Annotated in this window: 17 protein-coding genes and 1 pseudogene; 15 read left to right on the top strand and 3 right to left on the bottom strand. The window is 47.1% G+C overall.

The features are described from left to right. Nucleotides 1-147 precede the first annotated feature (147 nt). From yegD to CEQ48_RS11820, 4 genes are all read left to right on the top strand, one after another. Nucleotides 148-1,500 carry a molecular chaperone gene (gene yegD / locus CEQ48_RS11835; RefSeq protein ID WP_089071381.1) on the top strand — a complete coding sequence of 451 codons (1,353 nt, stop codon included), beginning with the start codon at nucleotides 148-150 and terminating at the stop codon, nucleotides 1,498-1,500. Nucleotides 1,501-1,624: 124 nt separating this feature from the next. Further along, on the top strand, nucleotides 1,625-2,641 hold the full coding sequence (gene lplA, locus CEQ48_RS11830; RefSeq protein ID WP_089071380.1) for a lipoate--protein ligase: 1,017 nt from the start codon (nucleotides 1,625-1,627) through the stop codon (nucleotides 2,639-2,641). Between the two features lie 312 nt (nucleotides 2,642-2,953). After that, on the top strand, nucleotides 2,954-4,360 hold the full coding sequence (locus CEQ48_RS11825) for an amidohydrolase (RefSeq protein WP_089071379.1): 1,407 nt from the start codon (nucleotides 2,954-2,956) through the stop codon (nucleotides 4,358-4,360). 183 nt (nucleotides 4,361-4,543) lie between these two features. Further along, on the top strand, nucleotides 4,544-4,705 hold the full coding sequence (locus CEQ48_RS11820) for a DUF2256 domain-containing protein (RefSeq protein ID WP_080285733.1): 162 nt from the start codon (nucleotides 4,544-4,546) through the stop codon (nucleotides 4,703-4,705). On the opposite strand, the gene CEQ48_RS11815 is transcribed toward CEQ48_RS11820, so the two are convergent. Further along, nucleotides 4,702-5,652, bottom strand: coding sequence for a LysR family transcriptional regulator (locus CEQ48_RS11815; protein ID WP_042989568.1), 951 nt, complete (start codon nucleotides 5,650-5,652; stop codon nucleotides 4,702-4,704). The two genes, CEQ48_RS11820 and CEQ48_RS11815, sit on opposite strands and share 4 nt — an antisense overlap. 86 nt (nucleotides 5,653-5,738) lie before the next feature. Between CEQ48_RS11815 and CEQ48_RS11810 the strand changes: the two genes are divergently transcribed. After that, a complete protein-coding gene (locus CEQ48_RS11810; protein ID WP_089071378.1) occupies nucleotides 5,739-7,145 on the top strand; it encodes an MDR family MFS transporter in 1,407 nt (468 codons plus the stop codon). Between the two features lie 121 nt (nucleotides 7,146-7,266). Then, a complete protein-coding gene (locus CEQ48_RS11805; protein ID WP_089071377.1) occupies nucleotides 7,267-7,581 on the top strand; it encodes a DMT family transporter in 315 nt (104 codons plus the stop codon). Between the two features lie 54 nt (nucleotides 7,582-7,635). Here the strand turns inward: CEQ48_RS11805 and CEQ48_RS19970 are convergent. Continuing rightward, nucleotides 7,636-7,794: pseudogene (locus CEQ48_RS19970) on the bottom strand (methyl-accepting chemotaxis protein); the annotation flags it as partial. 308 nt (nucleotides 7,795-8,102) lie between these two features. On the opposite strand from CEQ48_RS19970, the gene CEQ48_RS11800 reads away from it, so the two are divergent. From CEQ48_RS11800 to CEQ48_RS11790, 3 genes are all read left to right on the top strand, one after another. Further along, nucleotides 8,103-9,794 (top strand): methyl-accepting chemotaxis protein, encoded by a 1,692-nt coding sequence (locus CEQ48_RS11800; RefSeq protein ID WP_089071376.1) that lies wholly within the window; start codon nucleotides 8,103-8,105, stop codon nucleotides 9,792-9,794. 95 nt (nucleotides 9,795-9,889) lie between these two features. Beyond that, nucleotides 9,890-11,188: a methyl-accepting chemotaxis protein gene (locus CEQ48_RS11795; RefSeq protein ID WP_198301275.1), complete on the top strand. Its 1,299-nt coding sequence runs from the start codon at nucleotides 9,890-9,892 to the stop codon at nucleotides 11,186-11,188. Between the two features lie 181 nt (nucleotides 11,189-11,369). Further along, nucleotides 11,370-12,566, top strand: a complete 1,197-nt coding sequence (locus tag CEQ48_RS11790; protein ID WP_089071374.1) for a DEAD/DEAH box helicase — start codon at nucleotides 11,370-11,372, stop codon at nucleotides 12,564-12,566. A 122-nt stretch (nucleotides 12,567-12,688) separates the two neighbouring features. Here the strand turns inward: CEQ48_RS11790 and CEQ48_RS11785 are convergent, their stop codons facing one another. Next, nucleotides 12,689-14,173 carry a carboxypeptidase M32 gene (locus CEQ48_RS11785; RefSeq protein WP_198301274.1) on the bottom strand — a complete coding sequence of 495 codons (1,485 nt, stop codon included), beginning with the start codon at nucleotides 14,171-14,173 and terminating at the stop codon, nucleotides 12,689-12,691. A gap of 287 nt (nucleotides 14,174-14,460) precedes the next feature. Here CEQ48_RS11785 and hcp-2 point away from each other — a divergent pair, with 287 nt between their 5' ends. The 6 genes from hcp-2 to CEQ48_RS11755 all read left to right on the top strand — a co-directional run bounded on the left by hcp-2 (nucleotide 14,461) and on the right by CEQ48_RS11755 (nucleotide 21,523). Next, on the top strand, nucleotides 14,461-14,979 hold the full coding sequence (hcp-2, locus tag CEQ48_RS11780; protein WP_001142947.1) for a type VI secretion system effector Hcp-2: 519 nt from the start codon (nucleotides 14,461-14,463) through the stop codon (nucleotides 14,977-14,979). A gap of 127 nt (nucleotides 14,980-15,106) precedes the next feature. Continuing rightward, nucleotides 15,107-17,158, top strand: a complete 2,052-nt coding sequence (locus tag CEQ48_RS11775) for a type VI secretion system Vgr family protein (protein WP_089071372.1) — start codon at nucleotides 15,107-15,109, stop codon at nucleotides 17,156-17,158. After that, nucleotides 17,155-17,943 (top strand): DUF4123 domain-containing protein, encoded by a 789-nt coding sequence (locus tag CEQ48_RS11770; protein ID WP_089071371.1) that lies wholly within the window; start codon nucleotides 17,155-17,157, stop codon nucleotides 17,941-17,943. Before CEQ48_RS11775 ends, CEQ48_RS11770 begins: the two co-directional genes overlap by 4 nt. Continuing rightward, complete coding sequence (locus CEQ48_RS11765) at nucleotides 17,940-20,069, top strand: phospholipase effector Tle1 domain-containing protein (RefSeq protein WP_089071370.1); 2,130 nt, start codon at nucleotides 17,940-17,942, stop codon at nucleotides 20,067-20,069. The genes CEQ48_RS11770 and CEQ48_RS11765 overlap by 4 nt, the downstream gene beginning before the upstream one ends. Then, on the top strand, nucleotides 20,066-20,797 hold the full coding sequence (locus CEQ48_RS11760; protein ID WP_089071369.1) for a DUF2931 family protein: 732 nt from the start codon (nucleotides 20,066-20,068) through the stop codon (nucleotides 20,795-20,797). The genes CEQ48_RS11765 and CEQ48_RS11760 overlap by 4 nt, the downstream gene beginning before the upstream one ends. A gap of 87 nt (nucleotides 20,798-20,884) precedes the next feature. Further along, nucleotides 20,885-21,523: a LysE family translocator gene (locus CEQ48_RS11755; protein WP_000236673.1), complete on the top strand. Its 639-nt coding sequence runs from the start codon at nucleotides 20,885-20,887 to the stop codon at nucleotides 21,521-21,523. The last annotated feature ends 27 nt before the right edge of the window (nucleotides 21,524-21,550 follow it).

Genomic DNA, 21,550 nt, shown 5'->3' with positions numbered 1-21,550 from the left:
GGCATAGCGATGACCTGAATCTGGGAAGGGGCTTTAGGAGAGGGCGCGCCGTGGGTGAGTATCAAAAACAACAATTTCTGCTAGAGATAAGAGAAGGCTTGCGATAGGATCGCCGGCCTTTTTTCGCTTAAGAGTAGGAGTGGGTAGATGTTTATTGGATTTGACTATGGTACGGCCAACTGCTCGGTGGCGAGTATGCAGGATGGCAATCCTGTGCTGATCCCACTTGAAGGTGACAGCCTCTATATTCCTTCGACACTTGCTGCGCCCACGCGTGAGTCGGTGTCTGAACATCTATTTCGTCATCGTCAAATTGCCCCTGCGGATGCACTCGGTGAGCAACTTCTGCGTCGTTCGGTGGCGTCAAATCGTGAAGAAGGCATCGATTTACAGTTTGCTGATGTGGTGTTTGGTCAGGCGGCGCTTGATCTCTACCTCTCCGATCCCCATGAAGTGTATTACGTGAAATCGCCCAAATCCTTTTTGGGGGCGATGGGGTTACACAACATTCAACTGAGCTTTTTTGAAGATCTGGTGTGCGCCATGATGGCCAACATCAAAGCACAAGCAGAAGCTCGTTCTAATGCAGTGATTCAGGATGCGGTGATTGGTCGTCCGGTCAATTTTCATGGTCGAGGCGGCGAAGACTCTAACCAGCAAGCGGAAAATATTTTGCGCCGTGCGGCCACTCGCGCTGGTTTTCGTCATCTTGAGTTTCAGTTTGAGCCTGTCGCTGCTGGGCTAGAATACGAAGCCACACTGACCGAAGACAAAACCGTGTTAGTGGTGGACATTGGCGGCGGTACGACTGACTGCTCGCTTATTCAAATGGGGCCATCATGGCGCGGCAAAGCGGATCGCACGCAAAGTCTGATTGCGCATACAGGTCAGCGCGTAGGCGGTAACGATCTCGATATTCATCTCGCTTTCAAAGCCCTGATGACGCCCTTTGGTTTTGGCAGTCAAACGCAAAGCGGGCTAGACATGCCGATCACCCAATTTTGGAATCCGATTGCGATTAACGATGTGAGTGCGCAAGCCAAATTCTTTTCCCGTGAAAATTTGGCCGATTTAAAACGTCTGCACAAAGAGGCGCGTGAGCCGGAAAAACTGGCGCGACTTCTGGCGGTCTATCACGATACTTTGGGTTACAGCCTTGTCAAAAAAGCCGAAGAGGCGAAGATTGCGCTCTCTGACACGGCGCGAGCGATTGCGCAAATCAAAGTGCTATCCGAACTGCTAGAAGTTGAAATTCAACGCGAAGCGATGATCGAAGCAATTGACGTGCCCAAGACCAAAATGATTGAGTTGGTGACAGAAGCGGTGACGCTCGGCGGCGTGACGCCGGATGTGATCTTTATGACCGGCGGTAGCGCGCGTTCACCGATTTTACGGGCTGGCGTTGAGCAAGCTCTGCCTAACGTGCCTGTCGTCAGTGGTAACTACTTTGGTTCGGTTACGGCAGGTCTGGCGCGCTGGGCACAGGTCTGTTTTCGCTGATGATCTTAAGCCTTCTTCGGAAGGCTTTTTTGTGTGGCGAATATATTGAAAGCAAGGCGTTTGGCTATCTGCGCAGAATTGCGTAACATGGCGCATCTTTTCTATTGCTTGGTACGCAACAACCATGACTAAGACTCGCATTCTGCTCTCTGACTCCACGGACCCTTGGTTTAACCTTGCCGTCGAAGACACGATTTTTCGTTCTATGCCCGCCGATCAGCGTGTGCTGTTTTTGTGGCGTAACGCCGATACCGTCGTGATTGGTCGTGCACAAAACCCGTGGCGCGAATGCAAAACGGATCGCATGGAGCAGGACAAAGTGAAACTCGCACGTCGTCAGACTGGGGGCGGGGCAGTCTTCCATGATTTAGGCAATACCAACTTCACCTTTATGGCGGGTAAACCGGAGTACGATAAAGAGGTGTCAACCAAGATTGTGTTGGCGGGGCTGCAAAAGTTGGGGATTCATGGAGTCGCCAACGGGCGCAATGATCTGGTACTGGAAGATGAACAGGGTATTCGTAAGTTTTCCGGTTCGGCTTATCGCGAAACGCTGGATCGCGGATTTCACCACGGCACACTGCTGCTGAGTGCCGATCTCAACCGTTTAGCCGATTACCTCAATCCCGATCTTAAAAAGCTGCAAGCGAAAGGCATTACCTCGGTGAAATCGCGAGTCATCAACCTCAACACGGTAAAAGCGGATATTGAGCACCAACAAGTGTGTGAAGCGATCATGCAAGCCTATTGCGAACATTACCAACAGCAGGTTGAGCCTGAGTTGATCTCGCCGCAGTCGTTTTTTGATTTGCCGGGATTTGAGCAAAAATTCGCTCAGCAAAGCAGTTGGGATTGGAACTTCGGACAAACGCCACCTTTTACTCACCACATGGATGAACGATTTAGCTGGGGTGGCGTCGAGGTGTATCTTGAAGTTGAGCGCGGCACGATTGTGCAAGCCACGATTTTCAGCGACATGCTGGACCCTTATCCGATGGAGCAATTGGCGCAGCGTTTAAGCGGGCTCACCTACAACAAAACGGCGCTTGAGCCGTGCCTTGCACAATTGATGCAGGAATTGCCACAATACCAATTGCCTCTAGAAGAGTTTCAGCGCTGGTTCATCAACCAGATTGATTGAGTCTCTCCGACACGTCTTTTAACCGCGATCCTATTTATCATTTCCTATTCTCGATTCCCTCCTCTGTCAGAGGAGGGGCTCACCAAGCATGTCTACTTTGTTGCTTGAGATCCTTTTTATCTACTGCCGAATGAGCATTCGCCAAATCAATTAATTTGGCGCATTTATTTTTTCGAAGGGCATCTGATCTCCGTTTATTTACATCGCTGTGCCGAGATCACAGAAGCGTGCAAACATCGGAGCAATCGTTTGCATTTGTGGGGCATTCTCTTACTATCGCGGCGACACTGATGCCTGTTCCGAGGAAAGAAAATGCGAAAACAAAATTTAATCGTTGCGGCGATGGCCAGCTTAAGCTTGTTCTCTGCCATGAGCCATGCTCAATCCGATGCGGATTTGATGATCACTGATGCCATGGTACTGACGATGAATGGTGATAAAACCGTGTATCAAAATGGTACGGTGGTGGTGAAAGAGAACAAGATCATTGCGGTGGGAGGTGCAGAATTAGCCAAGCAGTATCAAGCGAAACAAGTGCTGGATGTGGATGGTGATATTCTGATGCCGGGGTTGATTAATACCCATACTCACGTTTCGATGACTGTCTTTCGCTCGTTGGGGGATGACGTGCCCGATCGGCTGCATCGTTATATTTTTCCGCTAGAGTCGAAACTGGTATCACGCGATATGGTGCGCATCGGTGCCAATTTAGGTAACGTTGAGATGCTCAAAGGTGGCGTTACTACTTATGCGGACATGTACTACTTTGAAGATGAAGTGGCGAAGACCGTAGACAAGATTGGAATGCGTGCGGTGCTAGGCCAAAGCGTGATTCAATTTCCGGTCGCTGATGCGAAAAATGCCGATGAAGGCATTCAGTATGCGCTGAACTTTATCGAGCAATATAAAAATCACCCCCGAATTACGCCTGCATTTGCTCCTCACGCGCCATATACCAATACCACGGAGACGTTGCAAAAAATCGCTAAGCTCTCTTTAGAGAAGCATGTGCCCGTGTTGATCCACTTAGCGGAATCTGACCGTGAGCAAGAGAAAATTGCCGAGCGAGCTAACGGCTTATCTCCTGTGCAGTATATGCATCAGATTGGCGCGTTGAACGCCAACTTGGTGGGGGCGCACATGATTTTGGTCGATGACAAAGATATCGAGCTGGTGAAAGCATCGGATATGGGTGTTGCCCACAACATGAGTGCAAACATTAAAGCGGCGAAAGGCGTTTCGCCGGCCCTGAAAATGTACGATCAGGGTGTACGCATTGGTCTGGGGACGGATGGCCCGATGTCGGGCAACACGCTGAGTACCATTGATGAATTCAACCAAGTTGCCAAGGTGCACAAACTGGTCAATCACGATCGTGCGGCAATGCCTCCTTTAAAAGTGATCGATATGGCGACCATGGGCGCGGCTAAAGCGCTGCATATGGAAGAGAAAATCGGCTCGTTAGAAGTAGGCAAGCTTGCCGATATGATTGTGATTGATACCAAGGCTCCCAACATGGTACCGATTTACAACCCGTACTCGGCACTGGTTTACTCGGCCAACAGCGGCAATGTGCGCCATGCCATTATTGATGGCAAGTTGGTGATGCAAGATCGCCAAATCTATACCGTTGATGAAGAGCAAATCCGTCAAGAAGCGTTAGCCTTTACTGACATTGTGCGTAAGAGCGTTTTGGAATCAGGTGAAGAGATCCGCTAATCCACGCTCAATTCTGTCGTACAACATTCATCGTTTCAGGGCAACAAAGTATGTTGCCCAGATTTCTTTCTTGTTCTCTTTTGCTCTCTCTTACGATTCCCAAGCCCTGACAAGCGGTGAGCCAATCAGACGCAACGTTCGTATATCTTCAAATTAAATAACTAACGTGATACTCGGTGTAGGGTGACTTCGCATAAAAAAGCCTATTTGGCGCAGAAAATCTGTCCTGTCTGTCAGAGACCTTTTGCTTGGCGTAAAAAATGGCAGCAGTGTTGGGATGAAGTCAAATATTGTTCGGAGCGCTGTCGGCGTCATCGTTCATCGCAGCCGCTCGGCGTTGCTTAAGGCTGATGCCAATAACTGAATGCGACACGTGACCAGTGCGTCATGATGTAATCAATCAGGGCTTGAGTGCGCTCAGGTAAAAAACGGCGCTGCGGATGGAGCAGATACACATCTGCGCCTTCAATTTCCCACTCGGGGAGCAGCTCGATGAGCTGACCGCTACGCAGGAGTGGCTCCATTAATCCTCTTGGTAAGCGGGCGATGCCCATGCCTTGCAAGGTGGCTTGCACTATCGTATCCAATTCGTCGGAGCACAAACGCGCAGTCGGAATAAATTGCACTTTTTGCGCGACGTTGTGGTGATGAAAAATCCACGGCAGCTTGTGGTTGAGACTGAGTAGGGGATGCTCTTTTAACTGCTCGGGATGCGCTAAGGCAGGCGTTACTGTGCTGAGTTTAGCGGCAAGCTCTGCACTGGCACAGAGTACGGAAGGGTTACGCGCCAGTTTACGCGCTACCCAGTCGGACTCCGGCTGCGGGCCAAAACGCAGCGCGATATCCAGATCCCGCTGGCTGAAATAGTCGAGCCCTGAGCCAACTTGCATGCGCAGTGTGACATTCGGATGCAGCTCGGCAAACTCCAGCGCTAAAGGGGTTAATTGATGGCGCAGAGGTAACACGGGGGCACTTATCGCGATTTCGCCGCGGTAATCGCGCTTCGCTTGCTCGACCTCTTCTTGTTTGCGCTCTATTTGGGCAAACAGCTCGGCGTAGCTGTGAAATAGCTGTTCACCTTCTTTAGTCAGTACCAACTCTTTACTGTTGCGGATCAGCAAAATACTGCCCGTATCTTGTTCAAGTTGCTGAATACGGCGGCTCAATGTGCTGGTGGACATCGATTTCTGTTTCGCTGCTAGCGCAAAACTGCCGCAGCGCACTACGGTTAAAAACAGCGCCAGATCATCAAGTTTCATGATTAATCCCATTTTTGCAATTTCGCGTCCCATTCTATCCTATTTTCGGATGGCTGTGATTTGGTTATCTTGTGCCACAGCAAATCCATTCCCTTTGACTTTATCTTGAAAGAGAGCTCATGCATTCCGATCCTATTCCCGCTGCCGATGCCCCTCATCCGCGAATTATTTTTGCTAGCGTTGCGCTAGTGATTGCCCTTGGTTCACTAGAAAAAAGCATCGTGACCACACCGCTGGCCTTGATTGGGCAAGAGCTCTCGGCGGGAAGCGCCTTAACTTGGGTGATCACCGCCTACTTACTCGCTGCCACCGCCGTATTGCCTGTGTATGGCAAATTGAGTGATCTGTTTGGCCGTGTACGCATGCTCAATATCAGCATCGGCATTTTTATTGTTGGCTCAGCGATGTGTACCTTTGCCGTTGACTTACCAACCCTGATTGGGGCGCGAGTGGTGCAGGGAATTGGCGGCGGCGGTTTGATTGCTTTGGCGTTCACCGTGATTGCCGATTCCATTCCGGCGCGTGAAGTCGGCAAATACCAAGGCTATATCTCGGCGGTGTATGCGGTTTCCAGTGTCGCTGGCCCTTTATTGGGCGGCTATTTTGCCGATCATCTTAGCTGGCGCTGGGTGTTTGGCATTAATTTACCGCTGGGAATGGTGGCTCTGTATATGGTCAACCGCCATCTCAAACACCTTAACCAAAAACGTCACAGTCGATTTGACTGGCTGGGCGCTGGGCTTTTAATGCTCACCACCACCTTGTTGCTGCTTCAACTTTCCTCACACTCCTTTTTGCCTGCGGGGTGGGGAGCCTTTGCTCTGTTACTCTGCTTGGTGCTGTTAATCCTTGTGGAAAGACAGGTGAGTGACCCGATTTTGCCTGCGCGTTTGGCTCGTTTACCCAGTTACCTGACCGCGATTGGTCTAATCATGGCCTCACAAATGTTGATGTTCGCGCTTTTGGTTTATATGCCGCTGCAATTGCAGTGGCAGAAAGGCTTTTCACCGTCGCAAAGTGGCACCGTGATGGTGATTTTCATGTTCAGTATCACTACCGGAGCTTATCTTGGTGGCAAATGGGTGGCTCGCTCAGGGCGATACAAAGCGCTGGTGGTGAGCGGTTTTCTGCTTGCTGCCGTCGCCATCTGGCAGATTCACTACGATTTGTGGGTTCATCTCTCGCTAGGTATTGGCGGTCTTGGGCTTGGTTTCACTCTGCCTTCTCTTAATGTGGTGGTACAGAGTGTGTTGCCTGCCCGTGATAGGGGTATTGGCATGTCACTGTTTAACTTTGGTCGTGAGCTTGGTGGTGCGCTTGGGGTGGCGTTCTGTTCTGCGCTGTTTTATCTGCGTGTGTCGCAAAGTGTCACGGTAAGTGAGCATGGCAGCCAAGCCTCATCAGTAACGCCTGACGTGCTCGCTCAAGGTTTTAGTTTGGTGTACATCGGCATGAGTGCGTTGGCGGTTGTGGCGATGGTACTGACCGCTTGGCGTCTACGTAAAGATGCGCTGAAAGCCGAGTAACTGGTTCGTTAAGTAGCCAAGCGCATCTGACTTAGGTAGGATGCGCTTTACATCAGGAAGTGAGGACGACCTCACCACTCCATCTTTTCTTCGGGGACGACCCCATATATGAGGTGTATATATGGCGTGGTTAATCCTCTTTCTCGCCGGCATTTGTGAAATCGCTTGGGCTATTGGCCTCAAATACAGTGAAGGTTTTAGCAAACCGCTGGCTTCTGTCGCTACCTTATCGGCGCTGGTCATTAGTTTTGTGTTACTCGGGATCGCGTTGCGCACTCTGCCTCTTGGCGTGGCTTACGGCATTTGGGTGGGAATTGGCGCAGTAGGAACGGCACTGGCTGCCGCATTTTTATTTGGCGAAACCTTAACCTTGATTAAGCTGATCAGTTTATTTCTGATCGTCGCGGGTATCTCTGGACTCAAAATGAGTGCTTAACGGCAGAAGTTAGTATAAAGCCAGAGCCGTGAGTTTCGGCTCTGGCTAGTTAGGCTAAAATAGCTCAATTTTCGGTAATGGATTTGAAGTGGATAACGTCGATTGCTTTGTGCTGTTCATATCTGTATCGCGATAATTACAGTGTCTTTCAAAGTCGTGCCTATACTCCAACGACAGGCGGCGCAGGGTTTCTGTGTATTCTAGTTCCCGATGACCTGCACTAGATGCAAAGCTTTACATGTTCATTAAAATAAAGTGGTAACTTATTTATATTCTTATTAAACAATGAATTAGATTAATTGTGGTGAACGGGTTTAAGCATTCTTAGTTTCATAATCTAAAATACTTAAGCAAAGGCTTAAATTTAAAACAAACAAAAAGAAAAATTTGTACTAGAGGTTAGTACCTCGCGTCGGCTAGCGGTTTTTTCTATCTACTTAAAGGCTTTGATGCCGAGTAGGTTGAGACTCTTTTGGAGCCATATTTTATGGCATGTGACATGGAACGTGAGGCGCACTGTGATGAAAGGGTTTAATAATTTATCGATTACCCAAAAAATGATTGCTCTGGTTGGGTGCTTACTTGCTCTAACGTTAATGGTTTCCACTTATTCTATTACTAAGATGAAACGAGTAGCGGTTGAGATAGAGGCGATAGCTCACGATAACTTACCTTTGGCCAAATTGATGACCGACATGACCGTTCATCAACTCGAAGGGGCGATTACTCTTGAGCGAGTCTTCCGCGCAGCAGGCATCGAAAGTAGTCAAGGCAAGCAGCAGCAAAATCAGTATCAAGCGCAGCTCATGGAGTTAGTGAATAAATTCAAGCAAGAATTTAACCAATCTCGTCAACTACTTGAATCTTCTATAGAACATGCGATTTCCCCCTCAATACGTAGCTATCTGGCTAATCTAGAGCAAGACCTTGACTCATTAGGTCGTGAACATGAAGAATTTGAAAGAAAGCTCAACGACTTGCTGAATGAACTTCGTTCTGGCCGAGAGGTTAAATTATTAGTAGCAGATGCCGAGCAGATTGAACAATTACAAATCAATCTAGATCAACATTTAATCGATATTCTGCGTAAAATCGAGCAAGCAACTGAGCAATCTGTCTTAGTGACAGAGCAAGAAGAACGTGAGGCGCTATGGGGAATGATTTATTTAAGCGCCTTTGCGATTTTATTCGGGTTAATTCTCGGGTTTGCGTTTAGTAAACAAATCGTTATGGCGATTGCTAGAGCCCGTAAGTTTGCCAATGAAATGGCTGAAGGAAATTTTAGCAAGCGAGCTAAAGTCACTACAGGTGACGAAATTGGCCAGCTCATTACCAGTATGAATACCATGGCTCAATCTCTGAGCCACATCGTCGGTGAGGTAATAGACAGAGCAAATACGATTGCCTCAACCGTGACACAACTTGCTTCTTCGGCAGAAAGCAATAAGAAGTCAGTACAACAGCAGCAAGCCAATACAGAACAAGTCACCAGCGCAATGGCGCAAATGGCAATCACGATTACGGAAGTGGCGAGCAGTGCGGAAGAGTCCTCCGCTGCGACAGCAAGGGCACAGGAAAATGCACGCTACAGCTGCGATGTCTTGGGTAAAACTGAGACGGTTTCTAGTCAACTGGTTGCTAATGCCCAGCAATCACAGCAAATGATTGTTGAGTTAGAGGCCAGTACTCGGCAGATCGAAAGTTTTGTGTTAGTCGTAGAAGGAATTTCGGAACAAACTAACCTACTGGCTTTAAATGCAGCGATCGAAGCGGCTCGTGCCGGTGAACAAGGCCGTGGATTTGCTGTGGTTGCGGATGAGGTGCGAGCTCTGGCATCTCGCAGCCAACAGGCAACACATGAAATTAAGGGCTTGATCCAGACCTTAGTGGAACGTGCGCAATCGGCAACTAAGATGATTGACTCAAGCGATCGTCAGATAGAAGAAAGCTTTTCATCGATTACCGCCGCAAAAAAACAGCTCGATTCGATTAATCTTGCTCTTCTAGAACTCACATCAGCCAATACCCAAGTAGCGGCAGCCAGTGAGGAACAATCGGTTGCCGCAGATGAGATTAGCCACAACATGACGGATATTCGTGATGCAGGGGAAACCATCATGCTCAGTGCACAAGAAACGGCTCAAGCGAGTGAAGAGTTGGCACAACAAGCACAAGGATTAAAATTATTGATGGGACGTTTTGTTATTTTGTAACAGTGTGTTGTCACTAAACGAGTAGAGTATTACAACATAAAAGATAAGGCTCTTTACTATAATGAGTTTGAGAGTCATTGATTTGGAAGCCATTTATGCCATTTTGGAAAAAAGCTGCCGCCCAATCAGAGGCGGAACAACACAATCATGACAGCGACATTGTCTCTGCACTTAAAAAGAACCTTGCGTATATCGAGTTTGATCCGCAAGGCAAAATTTTAGATGCAAACGCACTTTTTTTGAGCGCAATGGGGTACACCAAAGAAGAAGTGATTGGTCAACATCACAAAATTTTTTGTGATCCCGAGACTGTTAACTCCTTGGAATATGCACAATTTTGGAAAAGCCTAGCCCAAGGACAAGCGCAACGAAAAATGTTTCACCGACTCAGGAAAGATGGTTCGAGTATCTGGATAGAGGCAACGTATATGCCAGTACGTAATCGTGCGGGCGATGTATATAAGGTGACCAAAGTTGCCCATGATGTGACGAAAGCCAAAATTACGGCGGACAAACAGGCTGCGGTATTTCATGCTCTGGATCGTTCATCAGCCATGATTCAGTTTAATCCGGATGGAACCATCAAAGAGGCGAATGAAAACTTTCTCAAAGCCACGGGTTATCGGCTGAAAGAGATTGTTGGCAAACATCACCGTATGTTTTGTGATGACCGTTTCTATAAAGAAAATCCAAACTTTTGGCGTGAGCTCGCAAAAGGGGAGTTTAAATCCGGTTTATTCCATCGGCGCACTCGCCACGGTCAAGATCTTTGGCTAGAGGCGACGTATAACCCGATTTTTAATGATGCCGGTGTCGTGACTCAAGTTGTTAAATTTGCTTCAGACGTTACAGATCAAGTGTTAAAAGCTCATGCAACCAAAGAAGCGTCGCAAATGGCTCAGCAAACGTCTGCAGAAACGGTTCGTGTGGCAGAGTCGGGGCGCGAGATGATTGATGTTGCGGCAACGATAGCGAGTGGTATTACAGAGTCAATTGTAGGTGCAAATGCATTGATGACGGATCTCTCATCTCAATCTCAGCGAATCACGCAAATAGTCACAACCATCAACAAAATTGCTGAGCAGACCAATTTGTTAGCTTTAAATGCCGCCATTGAGGCCGCTCGAGCAGGTGAATATGGACGTGGCTTTGCTGTAGTGGCTGATGAGGTGCGCAGTTTAGCGTCGAATACCAGTCAAGCGACTAGCGAAATTGACAACATTGTCAAACGCAACAGCCAACTCACCGAACAGTCAGGGCAAACCATGGAGCAGATCCAAGCCAAAGTCACTGAATTCAATCATATGCTGCAACAAACCCAGTCTTTGATTGAGCAAATTCAGCATGCAGCGGAAAATGTACAAAAAACGGTGAGTGATATTGTGGATGAATAAGATGAGCCGAAAAGCCATCCAGTAGTGAGCCTAAACCATGGCTTCATTCATCATCTCATGTTGAAACAATAGCGTTGTAAGAAGAAAAAACACAGCGGTTGCTTGGGTTAGTGTTAGAATCTGACCCTTCTATATTTAGGCTAGGCCTCTGTTAGGTCTGGCAGTAAGCTCGAGTAAATTCATGTCTTTTTCTCAACTTGGATTAAGTGACGTTCTGGTACAAACCGTAGCGCAACTTGGTTACCAAAAACCGACCCATATTCAAACCCAAGCGATTCCAGTGATTTTGCAGGGACGTGATCTGATTGCCGCTGCGCAAACGGGCACGGGTAAAACCGCCAGTTTCGTACTGCCTATTTTGGAAAAACTGCGCCAAGGGCAAACGCAACGTAAAAAACGTGTCCGCGCCTTGATTTTAGTGCCAACCCGCGAGCTTGCGATGCAAGTGGCGGAAAAAGTAGAGCAATACGGTAAAGACACGGGCTTAAAGAGCCTCGCGGTGTTTGGTGGCGTCGATGAACAAGCACAGAAGCAGCGCTTGATTGATGGCTTGGATGTGCTGGTGGCAACACCGGGGCGTTTGATGGATCTCTATGGGCAACGCGCCGTCTATTTCGAAGAGATAGAAATGGTGGTACTTGACGAAGCCGACCGCATGCTCGATTTGGGCTTTATTGAGTCGATCAACAAAATCATTGACTGCCTGCCGAGTGAAGTACAGTTTCTGCTTTTTTCCGCGACACTGTCACGTAAAGTGCGTGAGTTAGCGAAAACCGCAGTACGCGATCCGCATGAAATCAGTATTGCCGCCAACCAAGCCTCAAAAAGCAATATTAGCCAATGGCTGATCACCGTTGATAAAGAGACCAAATCCGCATTGTTGAGCCATTTAATCAATGAGCAGCAGTGGGATCAGGCATTGATTTTTATTGAAACCAAACATGGTGCAGCCAAGCTCGTCTCTCAACTTGAAAAGCGGGGCATCCATGCGGAAGCGTTTCATAGCGGCCGTAGCCAAGCCATTCGTGCCCAGCTGCTTGAAGATTTTAAGTCAGGAAAAATCAAATACTTGGTTGCGACAGGTGTCGCAGCACGCGGTATTGATATTGACCAGCTATCGCGCGTAGTGAACTACGATTTGCCCTTCCCAGCCGATGAATATGTCCACCGGATCGGTCGAACAGGGCGTGCAGAGGCGGTCGGCGAAGCCATTTCGTTTGTCTCAAAAGACAACTTCAAAAATCTGTGCATGATTGAAAGCCGCTTAGGCCATTTGATTGAGCGTCGCGTGGTAGAAGGCTTTGAGCCGAAAAAGCCCGTACCGATTTCGATTTTGAACTATGTGCCCAAACACAAGCGTGCGGTGCAAGAGCAGTAAGTTAGGTGTTCTTCGGATCCGATGATGCTCAATGCAGAACTGTGATACAGAATTCAGTCGCTGATGTGCTTCTTGCTGTTCACAATAAAAGGAACCCCACATTTCGTGGGGTTCGTGAAAGATTACTTCAGATAGCGCTGACTCAAATGAGCTTTAAAATGCTCTGGATTAAGGGTTTCCCCCGTTGCTTGTTTAACCAATTCATCGGTACTGAATAAGCTGCCCTTGCTCCAAATATTCTCAGACAACCAAGTAAAAATCGGTGAGAGATCGCCGCGGCGAATCGCGCCATCCACATCCACGGTTTTCTTCATGGCCGCCATAAATTGCGCTGCATACATGGCACCTAAGGTGTAGCTTGGGAAGTAACCAAAGCTGCCATCGGTCCAGTGAATATCCTGCATACACCCATTTTGATCGTTGCCTTTGGTGCTTAGGCCTAAGTAAGCCTGCATCTTTTGATCCCAAAGTTCTGGCACATAAGTGTGTTTGATTTTGCCGTTCATCAAATCTCGTTCGATTTCAAAACGCAGGATCACATGGGCTGGGTAGGTGAGCTCATCCGCATCGACGCGGATAAAATCTTTCTGCACGCGCGTGTAAAGTTTTTGAATGTTTTCCACTCGGAAGACCGGATCATTCATCGCCGAAAAATGTTTGCCTGCCAGTTCAGCGAGATGGGCAATAAACGCAGGGCTACGACCCACTTGCATCTCAAAGAACAGAGATTGTGATTCATGAATGCCCATCGAACGCGCTTCGCCAGCCGGAGTGCCGGCCAAATGCTTAGGTAAACCTTGCTCGTAACGCGCATGGCCAGTTTCATGCACAATGCCCATTAGCGATTGTACAAACTCGCTTTCGTTGTAGCGTGTAGTAATGCGCACATCACTCGGTACGCCGCCACAGAAGGGGTGCACACTTTCATCAAGTCGGCCGTGGTTAAAATCAAACTGAAGTAGCTTCATCACATCCAGCCCCAGCGCTTTTTGGCTTTCAGCAGGATAGTGACCTTTAGGTGCGATAAAGCTTTCTCTACTCTGCTTTTCAATCACCACATCAATTAAGCTTGGTAGCCAAGTTTTCACATCACTAAATACGCGATTGAGCTGTTCGGTTGTTGTGCCGGGCTCATAAAGCTCCAGCATCGCATCGTAAGGGGTTTTCCCAGTTGCTTCGGCACGAATTTGCGCTTCTTCTTGAGAAAGCTTGACCACTTCCGCCCAGTTTTTCTCAAAACCTGCCCAATCGTTATTTTTGCGTTGGCTGCGCCAAGCGTGCTCACATTTGGAGCCAGCCAGGGATTGCGCTTCGACTAAGGCTTCAGGCAGAACCGTCGCTTGTTGCCATTGGCGTTTCATTTCACGCAGGGTGGCTTGCTGCTCGGTATTGAGCGTTTCACCTTCTGCCTCGGCAAACCAATCAGCCAATTGTGGCTGGGTCATCAGGCCATGGATATGCACAGAAAGCTCAGCCACAGCTTGCGAGCGTGCTTCAGCGCCGCCACTGGGCATAACGGCGGCTTGGTCCCAACCCACGATGGACGACAAATGATTAAAGTTAGAAATCTTTTTAGAATGTTTTACTAATTTATTGAACGCATTCATGGAAATAGCCTTCCGTGACGATAAACGAAAGCGAAGTGTATCAATCAAGGTGCAGATAACCAAGTGATGAGAAGCGCGTTTTTTCATCAAGAGGATTTTTGCCCGCCAAGCAAGATCTTGCTCAGCGTTGGGCAGTTTTTTGCTTTGTTGACGGGATTGTTTCTATAACTTATTGATTTTGAATGGTGTGAAAGTTGGCATCCCACTTGCTCTTTGTATCGCGACGGTGCGCAGAGCGCGTTAACTCATTCATTGACTTAAAAATGATTTATTGAAAGGAAATAGCCATGCCAACTCCATGTTATATCTCTATCGAAGGCCAAACTCAGGGTCTTATCACTGCAGGTGCATGTACTGCTGACTCTATCGGCGATTCATTCGTTGAAGGCCACGAAGATGAGATGCTGGTTCAGCAGTTTGACCACGTCGTAACCGTACCGACTGACCCACAATCTGGTCAGCCTTCAGGCCAACGTGTGCACAAGCCATTCAAATTCACGGTTGCGCTGAACAAAGCGGTTCCTCTGCTGTACAACGCGCTCTCTTCAGGTGAGAAGCTGAAAACCGTTGAGCTGAAATGGTACCGTACCTCTATCGAAGGTAAACAAGAAAACTTCTTCACCACTAAGCTGGAAAACGCGTCTATCGTTGATATCCACTGTGAAATGCCACACTGCCAAGACCCAGCAAAATCTGATTTTACTCAGAATGTGACTGTGTCTCTGTCTTACCGCAAAATCACTTGGGACCACGTTAACGCGGGCACCTCAGGCTCTGATGACTGGCGTAAGCCAATCGAAGCGTAATTTACGCTGCGAGAATGTCGCTCACCTTCGGGTGGGCGGCTGTGAACCTTAAACCCAGAGTATCGTTTGGCGCGGTATTGTGGGTTTAAGGTTTTGCCATTTTTAATGTAGGGGAAGGAAAGGCAGGATGGCGACATTAGCGTACAGCATTGAGGTGGAAGGGCTGGAAGATGAGACTCTGGTGGTCAGAGGCTTCCACGGGCAGGAGTCACTCTCTAATAGTGTTTTTTTAGGGCAAGCCTGTTACGGGTTTCGCTACGAAGTGCAACTGGCGAGTCGGTTATCCAATCTGACTGCCGAGCAGATGGTCGATAAGCGTGCTGAGCTCAAGCTTTACCGCAATTCAGAATTGGTGCAGCGCGTGCACGGCATTGTACGTGCTTTCAGCCAAGGCGATATCGGCCATCACCACACCTTCTACGAACTCACCTTAGTGCCTGCCTTAGAGCGCTTATCCCTGCGCCACAATAGCCGCATTTTCCAAAAGCAGACTGTCCCTGAGATTCTCTCTATCTTGCTGCAAGAGATGGGCATCAACGATTACGCTTTTGCGCTCAAACGTGATTGCGTGCAGCGTGAGTTTTGTATGCAGTATCGTGAAAGTGATATCGACTTTCTGCACCGCCTCGCTGCTGAAGAAGGCTTGGTGTACAGCTTTGTCCATGAAGCGGGCAAACATACCCTCTATTTCAGTGATGCCAGTGACAGCTTAAGCAAACTGCCGGAGCCCATCCCGTACAACGCCTTAGCGGGCGGTACGATGGATACGCCGTACATCCATGGCTTAACCTATCGCACCCAAGCAGAAGTGAGCGAAGTTCAGCTCAAAGACTACAGCTTCAAAAAGCCAGCCTACTCCTTTTTACAAACCGTGCAGGGTACTGAGCTGGATTATCAGCAAACCCGCTACCAACATTTTGATGCACCGGGGCGCTATAAAGATGATGTGAACGGCGCCGCCTTTAGCCAAATCCGTTTAGATTACCTGCGCCGCCATGCTCACACCGCGACAGGGCAGAGCAACGAGCCGCTCTTGCGTGCCGGCTATAAGTTCGACCTGCAAGAGCACCTTGACCCCGCGATGAACCGCGATTGGGTGGTGGTGTCGATTAACCATCAAGGTGAGCAGCCGCAGGCGCTACAAGAAGACGGTGGCAGCGGCGCCACTACTTACAGTAACCAATTTAGTTTAATTCCGGGGCATCTTCACTGGCGCGCCGAGCCACAACCTAAACCGCAAGTCGATGGCCCAATGATAGCGACGGTCGTCGGTCCTGAAGGGGAAGAAATCTTCTGTGATGAACACGGGCGCGTGAAAATCCATTTCCCGTGGGACCGCTACTCGAACGGTAACGAGCAAAGCTCCTGTTGGGTACGGGTGTCGCAAGGTTGGGCGGGCAGCCAATATGGTTTTATCGCTATTCCGCGCATCGGTCATGAAGTGATTGTAGAGTTTTTAAACGGTGACCCTGACCAACCGATTATCACCGGACGTACTTATCATGCGACCAACACGCCACCATACAGCTTGCCAGAGCACAAAACCAAAACCGTGCTGCGCACCGAGACGCACCAAGGGCAAGGGTTTAACGAGCTCAGTTTTGAAGACCAAGCGGGCAAAGAGCAAATCTACCTGCATGCGCAGAAAGACTTCGATGGTTTGATTGAAAACGACCACACCACGGTCATTCGCCATGACCAACACCTGACCGTTGAAAACGACCAGTTCACCCAGATTAAGCACAACCAACACCTGACGGTGGAAGGGGAGAGTCGAGAGGCAGTAACTGGCGAGCAAGTGCTGAGTATTGAAGGCTCGCTGCATGTGAAAACAGGCAAAGTTTGGGTCAATGAAGCGGGTACAGAGATCCATGTGAAAGCGGGACAGAAAGTCGTGATTGAAGCGGGCTCCGAGATTACCGTTAAAGCGGGCGGCAGCTTTGTTAAAGTCGATCCTGCGGGTGTGCATCTGTCCGGTGCTTTGGTCAATCTCAACTCTGGCGGCAGTGCCGGAAGTGGTAGCGGCTTTGGCGGTGCAATGCCCACCTTACCGGGCGGCTTAGAGCCCGCCGTGACACTGGCTCCACCGCAAACCATCTCTTATCAAGCGTTGCTACAGGCCGAGCAAGCGAATGTGCCTGCGGTGAAGGTGTGTCCGTTACCGAGAGAAAACTCATGATTAAGCAGTGGTTAATGGAACAACAAGTACCCATCTTCTGGTTATTAGATCAACAAGCTTTTAAATGCGTCATCGCAGCGAATAACGGAATAGGGTTTGACGGCACTCAGATTCTATTTCACGGCGAAACATTTGCTCCTGTGATGAGTTTGTCTCCCTGGTTAATTCCTGTCTCCGACAAGGTGCTGGAATTGCCCGATGAGCTGTTACAGCAAGGCATTTTCTTAACCAGTCATAGTTCTACAAGTGAATTATTAAGCCATCTCCAAAGCCTTTTAATAGCCGCACTAGAAGGCGAAGAAGTACTGTTTCGTTTTTATGATAGGCAGGTCATTTTGCTTATGTTGGATGCGATGCGAGATCTGGAACGCAACGATTTTTTAGGGCCGGTAGAGAAATTAGCCATCGTTAAACAAGGAATATTTCAAGAATGGGTAAATACGCGTAGTTCCGAGTTTATCTATCAGCCTGCACCTTGGTGGAAAATACAGCCTTATCATTTGATGCCTCTGTATCGAACCGAAGTGCATGCCCAAGTTTTAGAACGACGTTTTTGGGAAAAGCTTCCTTACGTAATGGAACAGCTTGACGACCCACATCAATGGATTAAAACCATTTTAGATGAAGCTAAGCAGGCTAATTTGGGGCACGATAATGCAGAGTACTTAGTTTTAAATCACTTGTGGAAAGCCTCATTTACCACTCTAGAGCAGTTGAGTGATGCACTTCAGCTTAATCAACAAGAACTTCAGGAAATAATGCAAATTCGGGAGAAATTAGCATGAGTAGCACAGGTGCCCATCCACATTGTCAACCTTGTGAGAATCTCAAACATTGGATTGAAATTATTGTGCGGGATGAACATAACCAGCCCTTTGAAGGTGTGAGTGGTGTTTTGATTGACGCAATGAAAAATAAGCATCCAATTGAACTTAATGCTTCACCTATCCTGATTGAAAATCTTGCGCCCGGTCCTGTTGAAATTGAGTTGGATTACGATCAGTGGTTAAAAGCTGCGCAAGATAAAAGTCACCCAAGAAATGAAGAGAAAGCTAAACCGGTTGAAGAGTTTTCTAGCAGTTACAGTGCCCACAAGAGTGGCCCGGTGGTTTATCAAGAAATTACGACGGGTGATTTGACCAAATTACCGAAAGAGATCGTATTGCCAACTAACCATCAAAAAGGCAAAGCCGGAACGTTAAAACTCTTTACAGATAAAACCTATATTCTTCAAGTCAGAGCATACAAGTTTATTACTCTTCGAGTCGGAATGTTCTTTGATGGTACCGCTAACAATACCTACAGCGCCCAATGGGGAAAACAACAATTAGAAAATTATTATCGTAAATGGAAAGCAAAGTACGATGCTGAATGCGAGGTTAATTCCAAAAACGGTAATGGAACAAAAAAAGAAGTTCCAATTACGACACTTTCTAATGATTGTTTTACCTATCCGAAAAAAGACAATTTTATTCTCTTCTTATTTAAAAATGATGAGGGAGAAATGGAAACGGTTGCGGGTAGTGCAAGTAATGAATTAACCAATGTTCAAAAACTGTTCGATTTATACTCTCAAGACAAATTTTTTAAAGAAAAAAATATGTTTAGCCATGCTGAGTATATCACTGGGATTGGTACGGGAAATAGTACCGCGATTGCTCCTGCAGATGAGTCGAACGTTGTCGGGCAAGGCTTAGGAATTGGTAAGTATGGAGTAACGGCTAAAGTTACAACGGGAATTGAAGCTCTTTCTAAGAATATGGATAAAGTAGCGACTATAGTCAAAGATGGGCTCGGAATAAAAGCAGATGGAATCGAAAAGCTTCAACTCGATGTGTTTGGTTTTAGTCGAGGAGCTGCCGCAGCAAGGCATTTTGTTAATGTGGTGCTGGATGGTGAAAAGGGTGAATTTTCGACTACGTTTTCAAAAGCATGTCAGGAAGCTAAATTTCCGCTAGTGTATGGTTTCGATTGGAATGAATCGAATGAATTAAAAGCCAATTGTGAAATTACCTTTGCTGGTTTGTTTGATACAGTGGCTTCAGTAGTCAATATTTTCTCTAAAAACTCCTCTTTTGGCCTAGATCTCAATACGCATACGGACAATGGTGATGTAAGACTATGGATTGATCCTAGGCGGGTGAGGCGTGCCGTACATTTAACTGCGGATCCGACCATTGAATGCCGAGATAATTTTAGTTTGAACCATCTCAATTCTACGGATGAAGAACATTTTCATGAATTTGTTTTGCCAGGCGCTCACTCAGATATTGGGGGCGGCTATCACTCTAGGCTCAGTTTTGACAATCCAGACTATTTGTTACCTGTTTTAGAGAAGAAGCTTGTTAAGCGTGTGAGTCGTACGTTTTCCGATCGCTGGGACGAAGAGAAAACTAAGCAGTATGTGTTAAATGAGCTAGAAAAATATAAAGTACGAGATAGGCTTACGGGGTGGCAAGAAGAGGATTACGTGATTGAGCCGTTGGACGTTCGCCAAGAAGGTAAGAACGATGGTGGGCGAGTGACAGGCAAACTTTATATTCAACGTCAAGTAGAAGGTGACCTCTCACGTTTATACTTACGTTTAATGTACGGTTTGGCAGAGTTTCATGGAGTTCCCATGTCCGACGAAAATTCCGAAGTCTGGGATAATAAAGATATGCGTCACTACAACATCGAAGATTATGGTAGCGGCTTTGCCAAGATCAATCAAAGCGTACTAGAACTAGCTAAAAATGGGCAATATTCAGAGTTGAAGCAGAAACTCTCAACCCCAGAGCTAAAGAGAAGTTTCATGGCGTTAAATCTTTTTCACCATTCATCGGGTGATGATATTGGAATGTCTCCGTTGTGGGACAAAAAAGAACATTGTTATAAAAGAGCTAGCTATTTATGTGAGGAAGGAAAATGAAAAGGTCGTTTCTAATACTATCCATTGTCTTATTGAGTGCTTGCTCGTCTAATGCGGCTTCTGTTCCCGGTAAAGCTTGGTATGTAGGTGTAACAATGCCTTCGTTTTATCCAGTAAAAATTACCCAAATATATGGTGTTAATGAAAAAGAAAACTGGACTGTATTAATTCATAATATTATCCCCCGTATGAGTGATAGCGATATTGAGTATATACGTAATAGATTTCCAGAGTATGACGGATTTGGGCTTCCACATGCATTAGGTATTACAAGCAGAAACCAAATTGGTATTGGTACTAATCATCTTCCTGATACGCTCTACGTACATTGGGTTTCTTTATTTGATACTAAGTTTTACGTCACTAAGTATGATATTCCTGAAAATGTAAAACAGTTGAGTGCTACAGAGGTCAGTTACACTCGAAGCGATGGAGCTGTCTTTGAATCTTGTTATCGTACTCAATTTGTTTTTGGTTTATTGCCCAATGGGCGAGCGAAGGTATGGTTGAGTGATTGCGGAGAGACTATTTATCTTACGGAGTTAGCTCCTGACCAAACTCCTGATCGTGATAGCAATGGGTTTAAAGCCGATACATATAAAGAATCTTCTTATCTTAGAAATATCCAACAACGCGCTAAGGATGCAGGTGTTGAGCTAGAGCCGATCCCTTGGGATAAAGTGAATAAAGTCTATTCCATCAATGAGATTAAAACGCTTGGCGAGTAACTTAGCGTGAGTTGAAAAATCTTCATAAGACACATGAGAGGCTTTGCGGTATAAGAAAGGCTTGCTGATTTTCCGTCAAGGATTGATATGGTTATCCAGAATTTCGAAGCTTTTCTTATCGCTATTACTATTTTGACTTTAACACCGGGGCTAGATACTGCTTTGGTGATCCGTAACACTTCGCGGGCTGGGTTTGCCGATGGATGCACGACCAGCTTGGGTATCTGTTTTGGCTTATTCGTTCACGCCACTTTTTCTGCTATTGGTATCTCTGCGATTCTTGCTCAATCAGCTGAGCTATTTCAAATCGTTAAAATGGTGGGAGCGGCTTATCTGATTTGGTTGGGCATTTCGAGCTTGCGATCATTAATGAAAACAGGGCAGGGCATTGAGGTTGCGAGCCTAGCTCATGCACAATTTCGTTTAACCCGATCGCTGCGTGAAGGTTTCCTCTCGAATGTGCTGAACCCGAAAACTGCCGTCTTTTACTTAGCTTTTTTGCCTCAATTCATTAATCCTGACTATTCACCGTTAGCGCAATCTTTGTTGATGGCGTTGATTCATTTTGCGATTGCGATGGTATGGCAATGTGGTTTAGCCGGTGCTTTGAGTAGCGCTAAAAACCTTCTGAAAAACGCTTCTTTTATGCGTTGGATGGAAGGTACAACGGGAGTTGTTTTGGTCGCATTAGGTATCAAACTGCTCTTAGAGAAACCTCAAGCCTAGCTTGTAATAAAGGTTTAAAAGTAGAAA

Origin of the sequence: Vibrio tarriae (genome assembly GCF_002216685.1) — a bacterium.
In the GTDB taxonomy this organism is placed as follows: Bacteria; Pseudomonadota; Gammaproteobacteria; order Enterobacterales; family Vibrionaceae; genus Vibrio; species Vibrio tarriae.
This window is presented reverse-complemented; position numbering and strand designations above follow the sequence as displayed.

What these genes read in the sequence shown, in the direction of transcription:
- yegD (WP_089071381.1), top strand. Translation starts at nt 148, where the DNA reads ATGTTTATTGGATTTGACTATGGTACGGCCAACTGCTCGGTGGCGAGT.
- lplA (WP_089071380.1), top strand. Translation starts at nt 1,625, where the DNA reads ATGACTAAGACTCGCATTCTGCTCTCTGACTCCACGGACCCTTGGTTT.
- CEQ48_RS11765 (WP_089071370.1), top strand. Translation starts at nt 17,940, where the DNA reads ATGAGTAGCACAGGTGCCCATCCACATTGTCAACCTTGTGAGAATCTC.
- CEQ48_RS11760 (WP_089071369.1), top strand. Translation starts at nt 20,066, where the DNA reads ATGAAAAGGTCGTTTCTAATACTATCCATTGTCTTATTGAGTGCTTGC.
- CEQ48_RS11775 (WP_089071372.1), top strand. Translation starts at nt 15,107, where the DNA reads ATGGCGACATTAGCGTACAGCATTGAGGTGGAAGGGCTGGAAGATGAG.
- hcp-2 (WP_001142947.1), top strand. Translation starts at nt 14,461, where the DNA reads ATGCCAACTCCATGTTATATCTCTATCGAAGGCCAAACTCAGGGTCTT.
- CEQ48_RS11810 (WP_089071378.1), top strand. Translation starts at nt 5,739, where the DNA reads ATGCATTCCGATCCTATTCCCGCTGCCGATGCCCCTCATCCGCGAATT.
- CEQ48_RS11785 (WP_198301274.1), bottom strand. Translation starts at nt 14,173, where the DNA reads ATGAATGCGTTCAATAAATTAGTAAAACATTCTAAAAAGATTTCTAAC.
- CEQ48_RS11790 (WP_089071374.1), top strand. Translation starts at nt 11,370, where the DNA reads ATGTCTTTTTCTCAACTTGGATTAAGTGACGTTCTGGTACAAACCGTA.
- CEQ48_RS11770 (WP_089071371.1), top strand. Translation starts at nt 17,155, where the DNA reads ATGATTAAGCAGTGGTTAATGGAACAACAAGTACCCATCTTCTGGTTA.
- CEQ48_RS11805 (WP_089071377.1), top strand. Translation starts at nt 7,267, where the DNA reads ATGGCGTGGTTAATCCTCTTTCTCGCCGGCATTTGTGAAATCGCTTGG.
- CEQ48_RS11825 (WP_089071379.1), top strand. Translation starts at nt 2,954, where the DNA reads ATGCGAAAACAAAATTTAATCGTTGCGGCGATGGCCAGCTTAAGCTTG.
- CEQ48_RS11800 (WP_089071376.1), top strand. Translation starts at nt 8,103, where the DNA reads ATGAAAGGGTTTAATAATTTATCGATTACCCAAAAAATGATTGCTCTG.
- CEQ48_RS11815 (WP_042989568.1), bottom strand. Translation starts at nt 5,652, where the DNA reads ATGGGACGCGAAATTGCAAAAATGGGATTAATCATGAAACTTGATGAT.
- CEQ48_RS11795 (WP_198301275.1), top strand. Translation starts at nt 9,890, where the DNA reads ATGCCATTTTGGAAAAAAGCTGCCGCCCAATCAGAGGCGGAACAACAC.
- CEQ48_RS11755 (WP_000236673.1), top strand. Translation starts at nt 20,885, where the DNA reads ATGGTTATCCAGAATTTCGAAGCTTTTCTTATCGCTATTACTATTTTG.